The sequence below is a fragment of the Zongyangia acetica genome, assembly GCF_038739695.1.
GTDB classification, from domain to species: Bacteria; Bacillota; Clostridia; order Oscillospirales; family Ruminococcaceae; genus Zongyangia; species Zongyangia gallinarum.
In genome coordinates, this window is record NZ_JBBEWN010000006.1 from 173,725 (window position 1) to 189,281 (window position 15,557).

Genomic DNA, 15,557 nt, shown 5'->3' on the forward strand with positions numbered 1-15,557 from the left:
TCTTTCATTGTTCCATCCTTATGGGAAGAGTTCTGGCCAAAAGGCCTATATTGCTTGGCCGCATTTCTCCGAGAGTGCGGCTGCTATTTTTCATAAACGCAGGGTTTCAATACACCCACATAGGGTAGGTTGCGGTATTTTTCTGCATAGTCCAGCCCATATCCTACCACAAATTCATCCGGCACGTCAAAGCAGACATAGTCGGCCTGGATATCGGCCTGCCGGCGGGCAGGCTTATCTAAGAGGGTAGCAATCCGGATGCTTTTAGGGCCTCTCTTGGAGAGCATGTCGCGCAGGTAGCTCAGTGTCATACCGCTGTCCAAAATATCCTCTACAAGCAGCAGGTCAAGCCCTTCCAATGGGCGGTCCAGATCTTTGATAATCTTGACCTCTCCGGATGTCTTTACTCCAGAACCATAGCTGGAAACCGACATAAAATCAATGGCGGCATTGACCGTAATCGCTCGCATCAAGTCAGCCATGAACACTACAGAGCCTTTGAGCACACTGACCAGCAGCAGATTTTTATCCGCGTAGTCCTTGCTGATTTGCGCACCGATCTCCTGCACCTTCGCCGCGATTTCTTCTTCACTGAGCAATACCTTTAAAATGTCATCCTTCATGTCAAACCCCTCCGCCATTACGTTTCCTCTATCTCTATCCAAAGAATGCGCCGGGTTTTCTCAGAGACCCTCACCGTCTCATCACAGCCAAAGCCATAGACCCAGAGCACCTTTTTATCATCTGCCAAAAGAGGGATTCTATCCCTGCTCTCGGCCGGGATTCCCGCTTCTGCAAACAGCTTTTTCAGCGTCTTGGTAATGCCCCGGCCTGCAAGTCGGATACGATCTCCCGGTTTCCGCATTCTAATGCGTGCAGTAAGGCTTATTCTATCATAGTCCAGAGTATTTTTTAATACCTTTTGATGAAATTTTTTTAAATTCTCCAACTTTTCGCGGTTAATTAACTCCAACCGCAGCTGTTTCCCGTCGCCAATGGGATATGTCCCAGGCAAAACCGGCACCGAAATTTCCGGCGTGGGGGGCAGAAAACGATGGACCCAAAACTTTCCGCCCTGGGACCGGCAATAAAGATGCCGCGACAGCTCCACCGTTCCTCCCGGCTTTAAGATCTTTTCAATCAGTTCCAGCTGGGTTCCCGAACAGGAGGCATCGAATTCCAGCAAAATTAAGCGGATGGCTCTGCCCCGGAGTGCCTCGGGGAGATTTGCAAGCTCTGCTGCACGGAAATATCTTCCCCCACTCGGGCTGATATCCTCTAACGCCGCATCCTCCGCCGCTTTCCGGGCAGCGTCTTCCAAAAATGCTTCATCCTGCTGTAGGAGCCGCTGGGTCTTTCCAAAGTTCTTTTCAAATCCTGGATGGATCTTGTAAAGGGCTGGTATCACATGGTGACGGATATAGTTTCTGGTATAATCATCGGATAGGTTGGTGCTGTCGGTCACATAGGAAAGGCTGTGTTGCCTACAGTACTCCTCTACCTGCCTTCTCGTAAAGGACAGCAGCGGCCGGAGAATATCCCCCCGCTGCAATGGAATGCCGCATAAGCCCCGCAGCCCTGTACCCCGTGCCAAATGGAAAATAGCAGTTTCCATGCTGTCCGAAAGAGTATGCGCTGTGGCAACCCATGCATGATGTTCCTCAGCCAAAAACGAAAAAAAGGCGTAACGCTCTTCCCTCCCGCAAAGTTCCAAAGAAATCCCTAGTTCCTTTGCCTTAGAAATCACGTCAACGTCTTTGACAAACAGGGGAACTCCGAGGCGCTCGCACAGGCTGCGGACAAAATTCTCATCCCGGTCCGCTTCTTCTCCCCGGATGTGGTGATTGAGATGGCACGCCATCACCGCCATTCCCAATTGCTCTCGGATACTCAGCATCAGGTGCAGAAGGCAAACGGAATCCGCCCCTCCCGAAAGGGCGACAATGATTGCCTCTCTCTCGTGAAGAGCCGGATTCTTTTCAAGAATGTCCAGCACCTTATGGTTCACTTCTAAACAACTCCAAATTTCCAAACCGGGTATATTGACCGTCCCAGGCCAACTTGACAACGCCAGTTTCACCATGACGGTTTTTAGAAACAATGCACTCCGCTACGTTCTGTTCCTCTGACTCCCTGTTGTAATAGGCATCCCGGTAAAGGAACAATACAATATCCGAATCCTGTTCAATAGAACCCGACTCTCTCAGGTCCGCCAGAATGGGACGATGGTCCGTTCTCGCCTCAGGGCCTCGAGAAAGCTGGGACAAGGTGATAATCGGCACATCCAGTTCCTTGGCCATAATCTTCAGATTTCGGGTGATCTCTGAAATCTCCACCACCCGGTTGTCATTGCGTCGTCCCGAGCTCATCAGCTGGAGATAGTCGATAACCACGAGTCCCAAATCCTTAATCCGGCGGAGCTTAGCCTTCATCTGCGCCACTGTCATACCGGAGGTATCGTCGATATAGATCTTTGCCTTGGCAAGGTTCTGTGCCGTCATGGCCAGACGGACCCATTCTTCACTGGTCATATCACCGGTGCGCAGGGACATACTGGAAATCGACGCTTCTGAAGAAAGCATGCGGGATACCAGCTGCTCCTTGGTCATTTCCAGGGAAAAGATGGCCACCTTTTTCTTAGACTTCACAGCCACATTGGCGGCGATATTCAGCGCAAAGCTGGTCTTTCCCATGGCGGGCCGGGCTGCCAGCAAAATCAAATCCGATTTGTTGAGCCCTACAGTGATGTTATCAAGGCCTGTAAAGCCGGAGGGAACTCCCATAAACTCTGACTTATTCTCACCGGACAGCTTTTGGAGCCTGTCATAGGTTTCAATGATGATCTCATCAATCCGCTGTAATCCCTGGGAATCCCGTCCCTGACGAATATCAAAAATCTTCTGCTCTGCATAGTCCAGTAGGTTGGAGGCATCCCCGTGGCCGCTTTGAGAATTTTCAATGATCTCCTGAGAAGCGGTGATCAACCGGCGCAGATAATACTTTTCCGCCACAATCTTCGCGTAGGCCTCCACGTTGGTGGAGGTGGGGACAATCTGCGCTAAGGAAACCAGATACACCTTAGCGTCCTCATCGCTGTCGAAAATCTCATCGGATTTCACCGCTTCCAGCAATGTGACAAAGTCGATGGTCTGACCGGCGGTGAACATCCGCAGGATGGTGGAAAAAATCTGCCGGTTTTGCGGGCGGTAAAAGCAGTCGGGTGTGATGTATTCCAGCACCGAGGAAATACAAGAGGGATCGATCAAGATAGCCCCTAACACCGACTGTTCCGCCTCCAGGTTATAAGGGAGTTCCTGTCCAAAAAGTGCAGGCATCTCATCCATCTGCTTCACCTCCTCTGAGTATAACACTACATCTGCCCAGAATAAGCGCATCCGGTCATCAGCGGCCGGATGCACCAGAAAACTTCCTTTATGTTACTGCTCGTCAGAAACCTGCGCATACATTTTCGCGGAGATTCCCTGATAGAGCTTCACCTCAAATTCATAAGTACCAAAGGCTTTAATATCGCTGTCCAGAACAATTTTACGCTTTTCTACTTCAGCGCCATACTGTTTGCTGATGGCTTCCGCGATCTCCTTTGCCGTCACCGAGCCAAACAGCTTCCCACCGGCACCGGCCTTTGCCGTCAGCTTCACAGTCTTCCCATTGATGGCGTTGGCAGTTTCCTGGCAGGCTTTCTTCTCCATGGCAATCTTATGCTCCTGGGCCGCCTGCTTATTTTTGAGAACATTCATATTCTGGGCATTTGCCTCAATTGCCATCCCTCTTTTGAGCAGAAAATTGCGGGCGTAACCGTCGGATACGTTGACCACCTGCCCCTTTTTTCCGCTTCCCTGTACGTCTTGTGTCAAAATTACTTTCATAATACGTTCACGTCCTTTCGGATGATTTTATGAGATCAATTCGTTAGAAGAATAGGATATCTATTTCTCTTGGAGTAAAATTTCTTCTTTCGTCTTACGCGGGCGCTGAGGAGGAGACTCCGCGGGATAACCCACAGCAATGGCTGACACCAACTGCAGATCAGGATAACCTAGATGAGCACAGATTTCTTTTTCCGTATACTCAGTATCCCGGATCCAGACCGAGCCAAGGTTCAGGTTCACCGCTTCCAGACAAACATGTTCAATGGCAGCCCCAATGGAAAGGAAGTCTGACTGCAGCCAGATGTCATCCTTTTCCCAGAAGACCAGGAGAAGCAAGGGGGCGTTTTTTATAATTTGAGCGGACGCCTTTGAGCTATTGACATACCCCGGCAACTCTACATCATTTTGTTGAAACAAATCCAACATAATATCTGCAACCTGGTCTTTAGATTCATGCTGTAAAATCATCCATTTCCATGGTTGTCTATTTTTGGCCGATTGACAGAGACGAGCACTTTCAATTAGCCTTTCAATTTTGCTTTCTTCCACACTTTGGGGCAGAAATTTTCGTATGCTGCGTCTTCGGGAAATCACCTGTTCCAGCTCCATCAGTCAGCTTCTCCTTTTCTCAGTTACTGCTTTGCTGCTGCGCCGCAAAATAAGCGTCAATCGCCTCCAGGAGCATCTGTCTGGCATCTTCCATGGAGGTCGTATTGATCTGGGCTCCCGCCATGGTCAGATGGCCGCCACCGCCCAGCCGCTCCATCACCAGCTGGACATTCATCGCCCCCATGCTCCGGGCGGAGAAGGAAATCCCTTTATCCGTCTCATAGGCAACAAAAGAAGCCACAACGTCATTGATTCCCAGCAGCTCATCTGCCGCCTGGGGGGCCACAATCCGCATATCTTCATCGTAAGGCCCACTGATACAGGCAATGGCGCATCCGCAGTAAACCTCAGCGCCTGCCACAACGCGGGCTTTCTTTTGGTATGCCTCCATCGAATCGGAGAACAGCTTCCGAACCTCTACAGTATCCGCGCCCAATCTTCGCAGATAGGCCGCCGCTTCGAAGGTTCTCACACCGGTTTTCATTACAAAATTTTTGGTATCCAGCATAATGCCGGCCAAAAGGGCTTCCGCCTCCAGCTTTCCAATGGCATTCTGATCTCCCAAATACTGGACCAGCTCAGAAACCATCTCAGACGCTGAGGAAGAATAGGGCTCATGATAGAAAATAACCGCATTGTCAATATGGCCTACCATCTTCCGATGGTGATCGATCACAACCACCGATTTACAGGCCTGATACAGCTCCTGGGATTCCAAGAAATGCTGGATATGGGTATCCACGATAATGAGCAGTGTCTTTTTGGTCACCGTTTCCATTATTTTTTCAGGCTCTGCAAACATATCTCCGCTGCCCTTTTCGATCATCCGGTCAACGAGAGGGGTGGCCAAGGATTTCTCCCGATGAATAGCCACCACCGCAGTTTTTCCCATATTGCGGATGACACGGCATAAACCTATAGCCGCGCCTACACAATCCAGATCGGAGAACTGGTGTCCCATGAGAACGACGCTGTCGCTGTTTTCAATGAGCTCCGATAGGGCAGAAGCCACAATCCTGGTCTTGACCTTGGTTCGCTTCTCAATGCCCTTGGATACGCCACCGTAAAATTCGAAGCCCTTCTGGGTCTTCAGTGCCGCCTGGTCACCGCCGCGTCCTAAGGCCATATCCAGAGCCTGCTTTGCCATATTTTCCGCCTCGGAAAGGCTGTCTCCATCCCTTCCGATACCAATGCTCAAGGTCGCCGGCATCCGATCACCGGCTACAATTGAGCGGACTTTATCCAGAATATCAAATTTGCTGTCGATGATGCGGCGCATATAGCGCTCCTCCACCACCGCCACAAATTTATCCTTTTCCAGTTTGCGTAGGAGTCCAGCTGTGTCTCCGATAAAATTCTCAATCGCTCGTTCAATCTCACTGATAATCTGAACTTTCTCGCTGTCCTTGGCGTTTTGGAGAAGTTCCTCATAGTTATCAATGACGATAAGCATGACGGAAGGACGGGTCAGTTCATACTCCTTGGCAATGCTGATCAGGGTGGTCTGGTCCACAAAATAATACATGCTGATGACATGGCCATCCTCTTCCGCCTCACAGCGGAATACCCGGTAGCTGCGCCCATCATAGTTAAGATAGGCCCCATCATCGGTACGTAGTTTTGGATTCTCCGGGTCTTTGATGATATCGGTAACCGCTATACCGATCATATCCTTCCCCTTAGCCACCTTATCCCGAAAGATGTTATTGTACCACGCAATTTCATTGCCCTGCATAGAAACCATGACCGGGATGGGAAATTCCACCAAAGAGCTTTTCTGCGCTGTGGTCAGGGTGTTGCCCAGCTGCTGCAGATAAAGGTGGAGATCCTTTTGGATCCCTACGATCCGCACGATGATAAAAATAAAAGCTACCAGCACAACAGCCAGTTCCACATAAAACAGCCGGATATCCACAAAAAATGTCGCTATTACAAGGCCTGCGCAGAGAATCATCAACAGATATATCAGCGGCCGGTAAAGCCATACCTTTTCCTTCATGCCATCGCCCCTTTACTGTTTGCTCTCCCCGCATCAAATGCAGGATATTGTCATTAAGTTTCCTGGATTATAGGCAAAATCATGGGGCTTCGCTTGGTCTTATGATATAAGAAGTCAGAAACCGCATCCTTAACCCGTGTTTTCATGGTACCCCATTCCCGGATGTTGTGTTCTCGACAACTTTCCAGGACCTCGGTTACAATTTTGCGCACCTCATTCATCATGTCCTCTGCCTCCCGGACATAGACAAAACCGCGGGACACAACATCAGGCCCAGCCACCACCTGGCCGCTTTCCCGGTCAATGGTAGCAACAATAACCAGCAATCCGTCCTCTGACAGATGCCGCCGGTCACGGAGTACAATGGAACCTACATCCCCTACGCCAAGGCCATCCACCATGACCTTGCCGGCCGGGACGGTTCCTGCGATTTTGGCGTCCACCCCGTCTAGCTCAATAATCTTGCCCAATTCCGGCAGGATAATATGATCCCTGGGGATTCCCATACTCAGGGCAGTTTCCGCATGTTTTTTCAGGTGCTTATACTCGCCATGAACCGGGATGAAAAATTTTGGCCGGGTCAGGGCCATCATCAGCTTTTGTTCATCCTGGCAGGCGTGGCCCGAAACGTGGACCTCGTACATTTTTTCATAGATCACATCCGCACCCAACCGCATGAGCTCGTTAACCACCCGGTTAACAGTTTTCTCATTGCCCGGAATGGGGTTGGCGGAAATGATAATAAAGTCCCGGGAAGAGATGGACACCTTCCGGTGATCCCCCATGGCCATTCTGGATAGGGCAGACATGGGCTCTCCCTGACTGCCGGTGGTAATCAGCACAATCTGATCATCCCGATAGCGGGGCAGCATATCAATATCAATGAGGATACCGTCTGGAATGGACAGATAGCCTAATTCCATGGCCTTTCCTACCACATTGACCATGCTGCGGCCGGAAATCGCAATCTTTCTTTTGTAACGGACAGCAGCGTTGACAATCTGCTGTACCCGATGGATATTGGAAGCGAAGGTCGCAATGATAATCCGCTGTTTTTCCGCCCGTTTGAAAAGGGGTTCAAAGGACTCTCCCACCTTACTCTCGGTCTCCGAACTGCCAGGCCGTTCTGAGTTGGTGGAGTCGGAAAGCAGCGCTAGCACACCACGGCTGCCCAGTTCTCCAAACCGGGCCAGGTCGATGATCTCTGTTTCAATGGGAGTATAGTCTACCTTGAAATCCCCGGTCTGAACCACAACGCCTGCCGGGGTGTGGATGGCCAGTGCGCAAGCGTCGGCAATGGAGTGGTTAACATGGATAAATTCTACCGCCATGCACCCCACCTTGACAATGTCCCGAGGCTTGACTACATTGAGTTTTGCTTTGCCCAGAAGACCGTGCTCCTTGAGTTTCCCCTCGACCAGCCCCAGGGTCAGCTTTGTGCCATAGACGGGGATGTTGACGCTTTTGAGCAGATAGGGCAGTCCTCCAATATGGTCTTCATGTCCGTGGGTAATCATAATGCCCCGGATCTTATCCTTGTTCTTTTCCACATAGGTAAAATCAGGAATGACCACGTCGATGCCCGGCATTTCCTCATCAGGGAAAGCAAGTCCGCAGTCGACAATAAATGCGTCGTTGCCGCATTCGTACATGGTCATGTTTTTTCCGATTTCCAGGAGTCCTCCCAAGGGGATAATCCGCAGCGGTGTCCGCCGAATCTCCTTCTTGGCAGTTTTCTTGCCGGACTTGGTATTCTTTGCCGGCTGTTTCTTAGTCCGTCCTAAAATGTTTTCTTCCAGCGACTCCAACACCCCTGCTTTCCCAGTGTCAAGTTTGGTGTAGAGCTTTGTATCTTTTGCTTTCGCCCCACCTTGTGCTTTGGTGGTAGGCTTCGCCTTAGCCCCCGCCCCAGCTTTGGAAGCATTGGATGCAGCAGCTCTGGGCGCAGTCGTTTTCGCTGGTTTTTTTGCCGATCCACCAGCCTTGAAAAAGGACCTGCGCACAGTTTTGTTGTTTTCTTCGTTCACGCTTTGTAACCTCCATTGTCTCAAAGCAGCCCTGCCTCAACGCACCAAAGCATAAAACCCTCCGGCCACAATCCAAGCCAAAAGGGTGCCAAATCATTCTTTTTCTATTATCTTCTATTCTTTTCATCGTGTCTTACATGAGCCAAAGCATGCTTTTGATCCTCGCAAAGGATCATTTCATTATTCTTTGGTATATTTTCCGCTTTCCATGATTTCTCAGTCCCGGCCTGCTTGATTCTGTTCTTGTTAGCCGGGTCAAAAAACGTAGCCGTTCATCCACAGAGGACATTACAGTCCTAGAGGAATCCACATTTTCCTCTAGCTCTTTGACAAAATATCCTCAGCGAATCTCAATATACTCTTTTTAATTGTAAGCTTTCTCTCCCTGCATGTCAAGTTTCTTCTTGTTCAGCAGCTTTTCAAACCCATCGCAGAGTTCTTTTGCCGTCTCGCTGTTGGCCGCTTCCGCCATAATTTTGATACGATTTCCCAGCTTGCTGGGCTGTAATAAAACAATGCCATCGGGCTTTTGGATCACGATTCCTTCGGTGAAGTCCTCTCCATCTGCGGCAATCTTTTCCTCCCGTAATTCCTTCCGCAATGCTCCAGGAGTCCCCTCCCAGGGGATGCTTTTTTCTTCTAAGCTAAAATCGGGCACGCTGGCAACGGCAGCAGCCGGTGACATCCGCTGGACGTGAAGAAGGGACAAAAATTTCACCACCAGCATCAGGGGATCCCTTGTCCAGTGCTGGGCATAAGCAAGTTCTCTAGCCTCCAGATCGCTTTGATCCGCTGGACATCTATAGTATCGACGCAATACCTTTCCCTGGCGTTTGGCTACCTGATCCAATACCCGCGGTGCGTCAAAGCAGACCGAAATCTCTTTGCCCTGCTGCATTTCATAGGCCGCGCACACACATAACAGATGAAGTCTGTCAAAAACAATATCTCCACAGATGACCTTTGCCCGCTCTCCGTCAGGGCTGATTTCCACTACAGGAATTCCTTCCTGGCCGCTTTGCTGGGCTCCCAGTTTCTGTAGCACCTCCCACATCATCTGATGGATCTTTGTATTTTCGCACCGCAACTGCAACTGCATCCCCATCAGCCCGTAGGGCGCAAAACGATACAGCTCATTTTTATAAATGGCACTGACGCCGGACATATCCACCACCTGGGCATATTTCTCGGGTGGTGTCCGACGGAAATCCCCATTTCTCAAGCAGTGTTCAACTGCCCGTTCCAGCTGTCTGGGGGCGCTGATTCCCCCTTCCGCCACCATCCGGATCACCGCTTTTTCCTTCACCTGGATGAAAAATCCCATTTTTATGGAAGAAAAAGAGCAGCAAAAATTAAATTGCGGGCCAAAACACTCCCCAAAATCGAACACCTGGCCTCCTGCCCCCAGAATCCCGGCCGCCATAGCCTCTGCCAAAGCCTTTGCACAATGGCTGTCATTGACGCCAATGGCAATCTTCCCGCTTCCTTCCACCGTGGCGGCGGCAGCGCCTAGCCGGGCGCAAAATTCCGGGGTAATTTCCACCCCAATATGGCCTACAATGCCCTCATCGTCAAAATAAGCTTTGTGGGCCCGGCCTGTCTTCAGCTGGCCGGAAAAATGGGCGCCGTCTTCCACCCATTTCCCCGGCCAGATCTTAGCTTCCTGGTGGAGCACCGCTCCCTCACCGATAACTGCTCCAGCGCCCACTACGGCATTTTCAAACACCATGGCCCTCGGTTTGACAGACGCCCCGTCACAGACAATGCCACCGGCTACCACGGACTTTCTCCCCACAAAGCTTTCCGGCAGGAGAATCCCACCGGTAATCCGGCTGTTTCTTCCCACCGCGCATCCATGATCCAGGACGGAGAGCCCCTCAACCAAGGCACCGTCTGCAATATTGACGCCCTCGCCGATATAGCAGGGCGGTGTCAGATGATAATCCCCTACCGGTCGAGCACGGGCAATAATGTTGCCCTCTTCATCCCGTTCCCCATCCAGCCGGCAGTTTACCCTGCCCAGCAGAATGTCCTGCTGACACCTGACAAAATCGTTTATCTCTTCTATCTTGCACCAGTATCCTGTATCTTCCCACACCATAATATTTTTCTCCAATGCCAGCATCTGAGGGAGCAGATCCTTTTCAAAATCATATTCCCTCCCTTCGGGGATCAGCTCCAGGCACTGAGGATTGACGAGGTAAACACCGGTATTGGCAATATCGGTTACCGCCTGTGCAAAGCCCGGCTTTTCCAAAAGTCCCCGGACTCTTCCTGTTTCCTCCCGGTCAATCAGCTCGTACTCACATGGATTTTCCACCGATTTCCCGATGATGGTCAAATCCGCTCCTGCCTGCCGGTGGAATTTCACGGCTTGGCCCAGGTCAAAATCACAAATAGAGTCTCCACCCATAACAAGCAGCGGATCCTTTTCTGACAACTCCAGTTTTCTCGCCGCCAGCTTCACACTTCCCGCCGTACCTAGGGGAGCATCTTCCCGGAAAAAATCAATCTGCAATCCCCGGTATCTTCGGGTATGAAAATAATCTTCCACCACTTCAGGGAGGTAGCGAAGGGCGATCACCGATCTCTGATATCCATGTTCAATTAGCAAATCCATAAGATAAGAAATAACGGGCTTTCCACATAGTCTCACCATAGTTTGGGGCAGGTTGCATGTCAGAGGCCTGAGCCCTTTTCCCTCTCCGCCTGCCATAATCACTGCGTTCATACTGCTGCTCCTCTCATCGGCCAGTCTTTCTGCATCCAATTTTGTGCAGTTGGTTTTACTAGTATTGGCAGCAGCCTGGGTGATCTATGCTCATGATCCAGAAAAAAGGAGGATGCCTCAGGGTCATTCCCTGAAAGCTGAGGAAAAGGGGACCATTTTAGTGAAAAACGGCGTTTCCCCCTTGTAGAAAAGCCCCTAAAGAGGTATAATTTAACATACCTGTCATAGATAATGATATTCAAATTTTTCATTGGGAGAATAGAATGAAAAACGACCTAACCAAAGTCAATATTTATACTGACGGCGCTTGTTCCGGGAATCCAGGCCCTGGAGGATGGGGCGCTATCTTGGAGTGCGGCGGCGTCACCAAGGAGCTTTCCGGAGGGGCCGCGGAAACCACCAATAACCGGATGGAACTCACCGCCGCCATCGAAGCTCTATCCGCCCTGAAACGTCCCTGCCAGGTTACCCTGACCACCGATTCCCAGTATTTGAAAAACGGCATGGATCTGGGATGGGCTAAAAAGTGGAAGAAAAACGGCTGGACCCGGGGAAAAAATCAGCCTGCCCTCAACCCTGATCTGTGGGACAAGCTGCTCCAGCTTTTTGAAATTCATCAGGTAAAAATTGTATGGGTCAAGGGCCATGCAGGGCATCCTATGAATGAACGGTGTGATGAGCTGGCTGTGGCCCAAAGTCAAAAATATCGGAAATAAATGCAAATAGGGTATTGTAATTCCTACTACTTTAGTATATATTATAGTTGTAAGGTTCTTGTGGCAAAATAATGGAATATTTACAGCATAGAAGCTGCCCCACAGGCAGCGGTAGGAAAGGAACAACAAAGATGAAAAAATTTGTTTACGCGGATAACGCCGCGACAACCAAAATAACGCAGCCCGTTCTCGACGCTATGCTTCCGTGGCTAACCGAGGGCTATGGGAACGCATCCAGCATCTATTCCAAAGGGCGGGAGGCTCTCAAGGCACTAAACAGCGCCCGGGAAACTGTAGCTGGTTGTCTGGGAGCAAAGCCAGAGGAAATCTTCTTCACCTCCGGCGGCTCAGAGGCTGACAACTGGGCCATCAAGGGCGTGGCCCACACCATGGCCAAAAAGGGAAAAAAGCATCTTATCACCTCTGTATTCGAGCATCACGCAGTCCTTCACACGATGGATGCCCTGCGCAAAGAGGGATTTGAAATCACCGAGCTTCCAGTCACTCCACAGGGACTTGTCCGGGTGGAGGATGTAGCCGCCGCGATCCGGGAAGATACGGCCCTTGTCACCATCATGTACGCCAACAATGAAATCGGAACCATCCAGCCCATTGCCGAAATCGGTAAGGTTTGCCACGAAAAAGGAGTGCTCTTTCACACCGACGCGGTACAAGCCGTGGGCAATGTCCCCATTGATGTAAAAGAGCAGAACATCGATCTGCTTTCCCTCTCTGGACATAAGCTCCACGGACCCAAAGGCGTAGGCGCCCTGTATATCCGCCGGGGGATCGTCATTCCTAACCTCATCGACGGCGGCGCTCAAGAAAAGTCCAAACGGGCAGGGACAGAAAATGTTGCCGGTATTGTTGGACTTGCTACGGCAATGGAAATCGCATGCAACGGCATTGAGGAGCGGGCCTCAAAGGTCAAACAGATGCGGGATCGTCTCATTGACGGGTTACTGCAAATCCCCCGCTGCCGCCTAAACGGCGACCGAGAGAGACGGCTGCCGGGCAATGTAAATATCTCCTTTGAAGGAGTAGAAGGAGAATCCCTTCTTCTATGGTTGGACCAAAATGGTATCTGCGCCTCCTCTGGTTCGGCCTGCACCTCCGGTTCTCTGGATCCCAGCCATGTGCTGATTGCCATCGGGCTGCCTCATGAAGTGGCTCATGGTTCCCTGCGGTTGACTCTGGGAGAATTTAATACCACTGAGGATGTAGACTATATCCTGGAGGTAGTTCCAGGCGTCATCGAAAAACTGCGGGCCATGTCCCCCCTCTGGGAGCGGATTATTGCCCAGGAGAAATAAATCCTCAAAACATAAGAAAGGACGAGTGTTATGTTGTATTCAGATAAAGTCATGGAGCACTTCACCAATCCCCACAATGTGGGCGAACTTCCCGATGCCAACGGCGTCGGTGAGGTAGGAAACGCCAAGTGCGGCGATATTATGAAAATGTATCTGAAAATCGAAGGCGGCACCATCATCGATGTGAAATTTAAAACCTTTGGCTGCGGTGCTGCCATTGCTACCAGCTCTATTGCCACCGACATGATCAAGGGGAAATCTATTGAGGACGCGCTGAAACTGACCAACAAAGCGGTAGTAGAAGCGCTGGACGGGCTTCCCCCAGCGAAAATCCACTGCTCCGTGTTGGCGGAGCAGGCTGTCAAAGCGGCCCTGGCAGATTATTACAACCGGCAGGGCATTGATCCCACCCCTATCGTAGGGGATATCGGTGAGTGTGAAGCCTGCCATGTCTAACAAACGAATTTTAGTTGCGCTCAGCGGAGGGGTGGACTCCTCCGCTTGCGTTTTTTTGCTGCAGAAGGCGGGCTACGATGTCTCCGCTGTTGTGTTGGATCTCTCACCGCCCCATGCCCAAACTGTGGTGGCCGCGAGAGAAACCGCTGCCGCTCTCGGCATTCCCCTCTATGTGGCGAGAGATTACGCCCGCTTTGAGACAAATGTTATCCGACCCTTTGCCGACGCTTACCGGGCTGGAAAAACTCCGAATCCCTGTGTAATTTGCAATCCAACCACCAAGTTTGCCCTCTTGTTAGAAAAAGCGGATGAGCTGGGCATTGAGCTGGTAGCAACCGGTCACTATGCCAGTGTAGAGGAGCGAAATGGCCGTTATCTTCTCAAAAAAGCCGGATGTCTGGAGCGGGATCAGTCCTATATGCTCTATCGGCTGAGTCAGCAACAGCTTTCCCGGCTGATTCTCCCTCTCCACAGCCTTCCTAAATCTCAGGTGCGCGCTATTGCAGAGGAATCCGGGCTCTCCTGTGCCAGCAAGCCGGACAGCCAGGAGATCTGTTTTATCCCCGACAATGACTATGCCGCTTATGTGGAGGCTCTCACCGGTCCCATGGCGGAAGGGGACTTTATCTCTCCGGAAGGCCAGGTTTGCGGCCGTCATAAAGGGCTGCTCCACTATACAGTGGGCCAGCGCAAAGGATTGGGGATTGCCTTAGGCCACCCGGTCTTCGTGAGAGAAATTGACCCTGTCGACAACGTTATTCGCCTAGCCTATGCCGGCGGAGAATATGCTAAAGGAGTTATCCTATCTGCGCTCAATTGGATCGGGATGGATGTGCTGTCTTCTCCCCTTCGAGCCGGAGTTAAAATCCGATCCATGGCAAAGGAAGCCGATGCCACCATCACCCCTCTGGCGGAAGGCAGGGTACAAGTGGAATTTGACACACCCCAGCGTGCCCCTGCCCCAGGTCAGTCTTGTGTTTTTTACGACGGGGACTACGTTATCGGCGGCGGCTTTATCGATACTTCTTTTTAGATATAAAAATGTCCCTGGACTTTAAAGTCCAGGGACATTTCTTTTTTCCTATGAAGCACTTTTTCCGTTTTGGGCCATATTTTCAATGGCTCTGGCTCCCCGAGAACATTTGCGGCAGAAATAGACTAAAGGGCCGAAAATCCCGATTAAAACCACCGGGAAGAACCATCCACCCAAGCTCTTCTCCTGCCCTCCAGCGATAACCACCAGGTAAAAGAAAACACAGACAATCACCAATTTCATTACAATGAGCATTGAAAGGGTGGTGCTGTAGACGAAATTTCGGTTCGCTTCTGTCACCGGCACCGGGGTGTTCCAAACCTTCGGGAAAAATGTCACAACGGTGAGCGGCAGATATAAGCCGGCCTGAACAAGCCACAGAATCCATAAGGAATCCTTGCTTCCCCAAGCATCTGCCTCACCTAAAAATCCATAGTGGGTGGGGATTCTCTCCGGTATGCCAGGCCAGCGAAGCCAAAGTCCTAATGCTGTGAAAAGTAGTACTGCCAGACAGAGAATCTCTCCTACCATCTGTGCTTTGGTATAGGAAACTTTCCGACTCATATGATCCACCTTCTCACAGATAGAAATATATTATCTTTGTGTTGGCACCATCATACGCCATCGCCTCGAAAAAAGCAACCCATTTGTATACTATTTTTGCAGTCAAGACCACCCCTAAGAGGGGTGGCTTGAAGCGCGGCCTAGAAGGCCGAAAAACCAAGCCAGCGCCTAAATGACGCTGGCTTGAACTTTGTTCAAGCCTTGGTGGTATGATTACTT

General features: G+C 50.7%; 14 protein-coding genes. 4 read left to right on the forward strand and 10 right to left on the reverse strand.

Annotated elements, in window-relative coordinates; all coding sequences use genetic code 11:
• Window positions 1-83: 83 nt before the first annotated feature.
• The 8 genes from hpt to WGC32_RS07475 form a co-directional block, all read right to left on the reverse strand.
• Window positions 84-623: a hypoxanthine phosphoribosyltransferase gene (gene hpt, locus WGC32_RS07440; protein ID WP_191509731.1), complete on the reverse strand. Its 540-nt coding sequence runs from the start codon at window positions 621-623 to the stop codon at window positions 84-86.
• Between the two features lie 17 nt (window positions 624-640).
• The gene (gene tilS / locus WGC32_RS07445) at window positions 641-2,008 is read right to left on the reverse strand and encodes a tRNA lysidine(34) synthetase TilS (RefSeq protein ID WP_342681235.1); all 1,368 of its coding nucleotides are present in this window, start codon (window positions 2,006-2,008) and stop codon (window positions 641-643) included.
• Complete coding sequence (dnaB, locus tag WGC32_RS07450) at window positions 1,998-3,344, reverse strand: replicative DNA helicase (RefSeq protein ID WP_191509733.1); 1,347 nt, start codon at window positions 3,342-3,344, stop codon at window positions 1,998-2,000. The genes tilS and dnaB overlap by 11 nt, the downstream gene beginning before the upstream one ends.
• Before the next feature lie 93 nt (window positions 3,345-3,437).
• Window positions 3,438-3,887 (reverse strand): 50S ribosomal protein L9, encoded by a 450-nt coding sequence (rplI, locus tag WGC32_RS07455; protein ID WP_191509734.1) that lies wholly within the window; start codon window positions 3,885-3,887, stop codon window positions 3,438-3,440.
• A 60-nt stretch (window positions 3,888-3,947) separates the two neighbouring features.
• The gene (locus WGC32_RS07460) at window positions 3,948-4,499 is read right to left on the reverse strand and encodes a nitroreductase family protein (protein WP_342681236.1); all 552 of its coding nucleotides are present in this window, start codon (window positions 4,497-4,499) and stop codon (window positions 3,948-3,950) included.
• Window positions 4,500-4,518: 19 nt separating this feature from the next.
• Window positions 4,519-6,498 carry a DHH family phosphoesterase gene (locus WGC32_RS07465; RefSeq protein WP_342681237.1) on the reverse strand — a complete coding sequence of 660 codons (1,980 nt, stop codon included), beginning with the start codon at window positions 6,496-6,498 and terminating at the stop codon, window positions 4,519-4,521.
• A 53-nt stretch (window positions 6,499-6,551) separates the two neighbouring features.
• Complete coding sequence (locus WGC32_RS07470; RefSeq protein WP_342681238.1) at window positions 6,552-8,525, reverse strand: ribonuclease J; 1,974 nt, start codon at window positions 8,523-8,525, stop codon at window positions 6,552-6,554.
• 364 nt (window positions 8,526-8,889) lie between these two features.
• Window positions 8,890-11,256 (reverse strand): sugar phosphate nucleotidyltransferase, encoded by a 2,367-nt coding sequence (locus WGC32_RS07475; RefSeq protein WP_342681239.1) that lies wholly within the window; start codon window positions 11,254-11,256, stop codon window positions 8,890-8,892.
• A gap of 263 nt (window positions 11,257-11,519) precedes the next feature.
• Between WGC32_RS07475 and rnhA the strand changes: the two genes are divergently transcribed.
• From rnhA to mnmA, 4 genes are all read left to right on the forward strand, one after another.
• Complete coding sequence (gene rnhA, locus WGC32_RS07480; protein ID WP_342681240.1) at window positions 11,520-11,972, forward strand: ribonuclease HI; 453 nt, start codon at window positions 11,520-11,522, stop codon at window positions 11,970-11,972.
• A gap of 131 nt (window positions 11,973-12,103) precedes the next feature.
• Window positions 12,104-13,285, forward strand: a complete 1,182-nt coding sequence (gene nifS / locus WGC32_RS07485) for a cysteine desulfurase NifS (protein WP_342681241.1) — start codon at window positions 12,104-12,106, stop codon at window positions 13,283-13,285.
• Between the two features lie 30 nt (window positions 13,286-13,315).
• Window positions 13,316-13,741, forward strand: coding sequence for a Fe-S cluster assembly scaffold protein NifU (nifU, locus tag WGC32_RS07490; protein ID WP_342681242.1), 426 nt, complete (start codon window positions 13,316-13,318; stop codon window positions 13,739-13,741).
• Complete coding sequence (gene mnmA / locus WGC32_RS07495; protein ID WP_342681243.1) at window positions 13,734-14,774, forward strand: tRNA 2-thiouridine(34) synthase MnmA; 1,041 nt, start codon at window positions 13,734-13,736, stop codon at window positions 14,772-14,774. The genes nifU and mnmA overlap by 8 nt, the downstream gene beginning before the upstream one ends.
• A gap of 48 nt (window positions 14,775-14,822) precedes the next feature.
• Here the strand turns inward: mnmA and WGC32_RS07500 are convergent, their stop codons facing one another.
• On the reverse strand, window positions 14,823-15,338 hold the full coding sequence (locus tag WGC32_RS07500) for a DUF1648 domain-containing protein (RefSeq protein WP_342681244.1): 516 nt from the start codon (window positions 15,336-15,338) through the stop codon (window positions 14,823-14,825).
• A gap of 13 nt (window positions 15,339-15,351) precedes the next feature.
• Window positions 15,352-15,557: hypothetical protein (locus tag WGC32_RS07505; protein ID WP_342681245.1), on the reverse strand; the 206-nt coding region annotated here is incomplete at its 5' end.

Excerpts from the sequence above, each read along its gene's own strand:
- mnmA (WP_342681243.1), top strand. The coding sequence starts at position 13,734 with ATGTCTAACAAACGAATTTTAGTTGCGCTCAGCGGAGGGGTGGACTCC.
- rnhA (WP_342681240.1), top strand. The coding sequence starts at position 11,520 with ATGAAAAACGACCTAACCAAAGTCAATATTTATACTGACGGCGCTTGT.
- WGC32_RS07475 (WP_342681239.1), bottom strand. The coding sequence starts at position 11,256 with ATGAACGCAGTGATTATGGCAGGCGGAGAGGGAAAAGGGCTCAGGCCT.
- WGC32_RS07460 (WP_342681236.1), bottom strand. The coding sequence starts at position 4,499 with ATGGAGCTGGAACAGGTGATTTCCCGAAGACGCAGCATACGAAAATTT.
- hpt (WP_191509731.1), bottom strand. The coding sequence starts at position 623 with ATGAAGGATGACATTTTAAAGGTATTGCTCAGTGAAGAAGAAATCGCG.
- nifS (WP_342681241.1), top strand. The coding sequence starts at position 12,104 with ATGAAAAAATTTGTTTACGCGGATAACGCCGCGACAACCAAAATAACG.
- dnaB (WP_191509733.1), bottom strand. The coding sequence starts at position 3,344 with ATGGATGAGATGCCTGCACTTTTTGGACAGGAACTCCCTTATAACCTG.
- rplI (WP_191509734.1), bottom strand. The coding sequence starts at position 3,887 with ATGAAAGTAATTTTGACACAAGACGTACAGGGAAGCGGAAAAAAGGGG.
- WGC32_RS07465 (WP_342681237.1), bottom strand. The coding sequence starts at position 6,498 with ATGAAGGAAAAGGTATGGCTTTACCGGCCGCTGATATATCTGTTGATG.
- WGC32_RS07500 (WP_342681244.1), bottom strand. The coding sequence starts at position 15,338 with ATGAGTCGGAAAGTTTCCTATACCAAAGCACAGATGGTAGGAGAGATT.
- nifU (WP_342681242.1), top strand. The coding sequence starts at position 13,316 with ATGTTGTATTCAGATAAAGTCATGGAGCACTTCACCAATCCCCACAAT.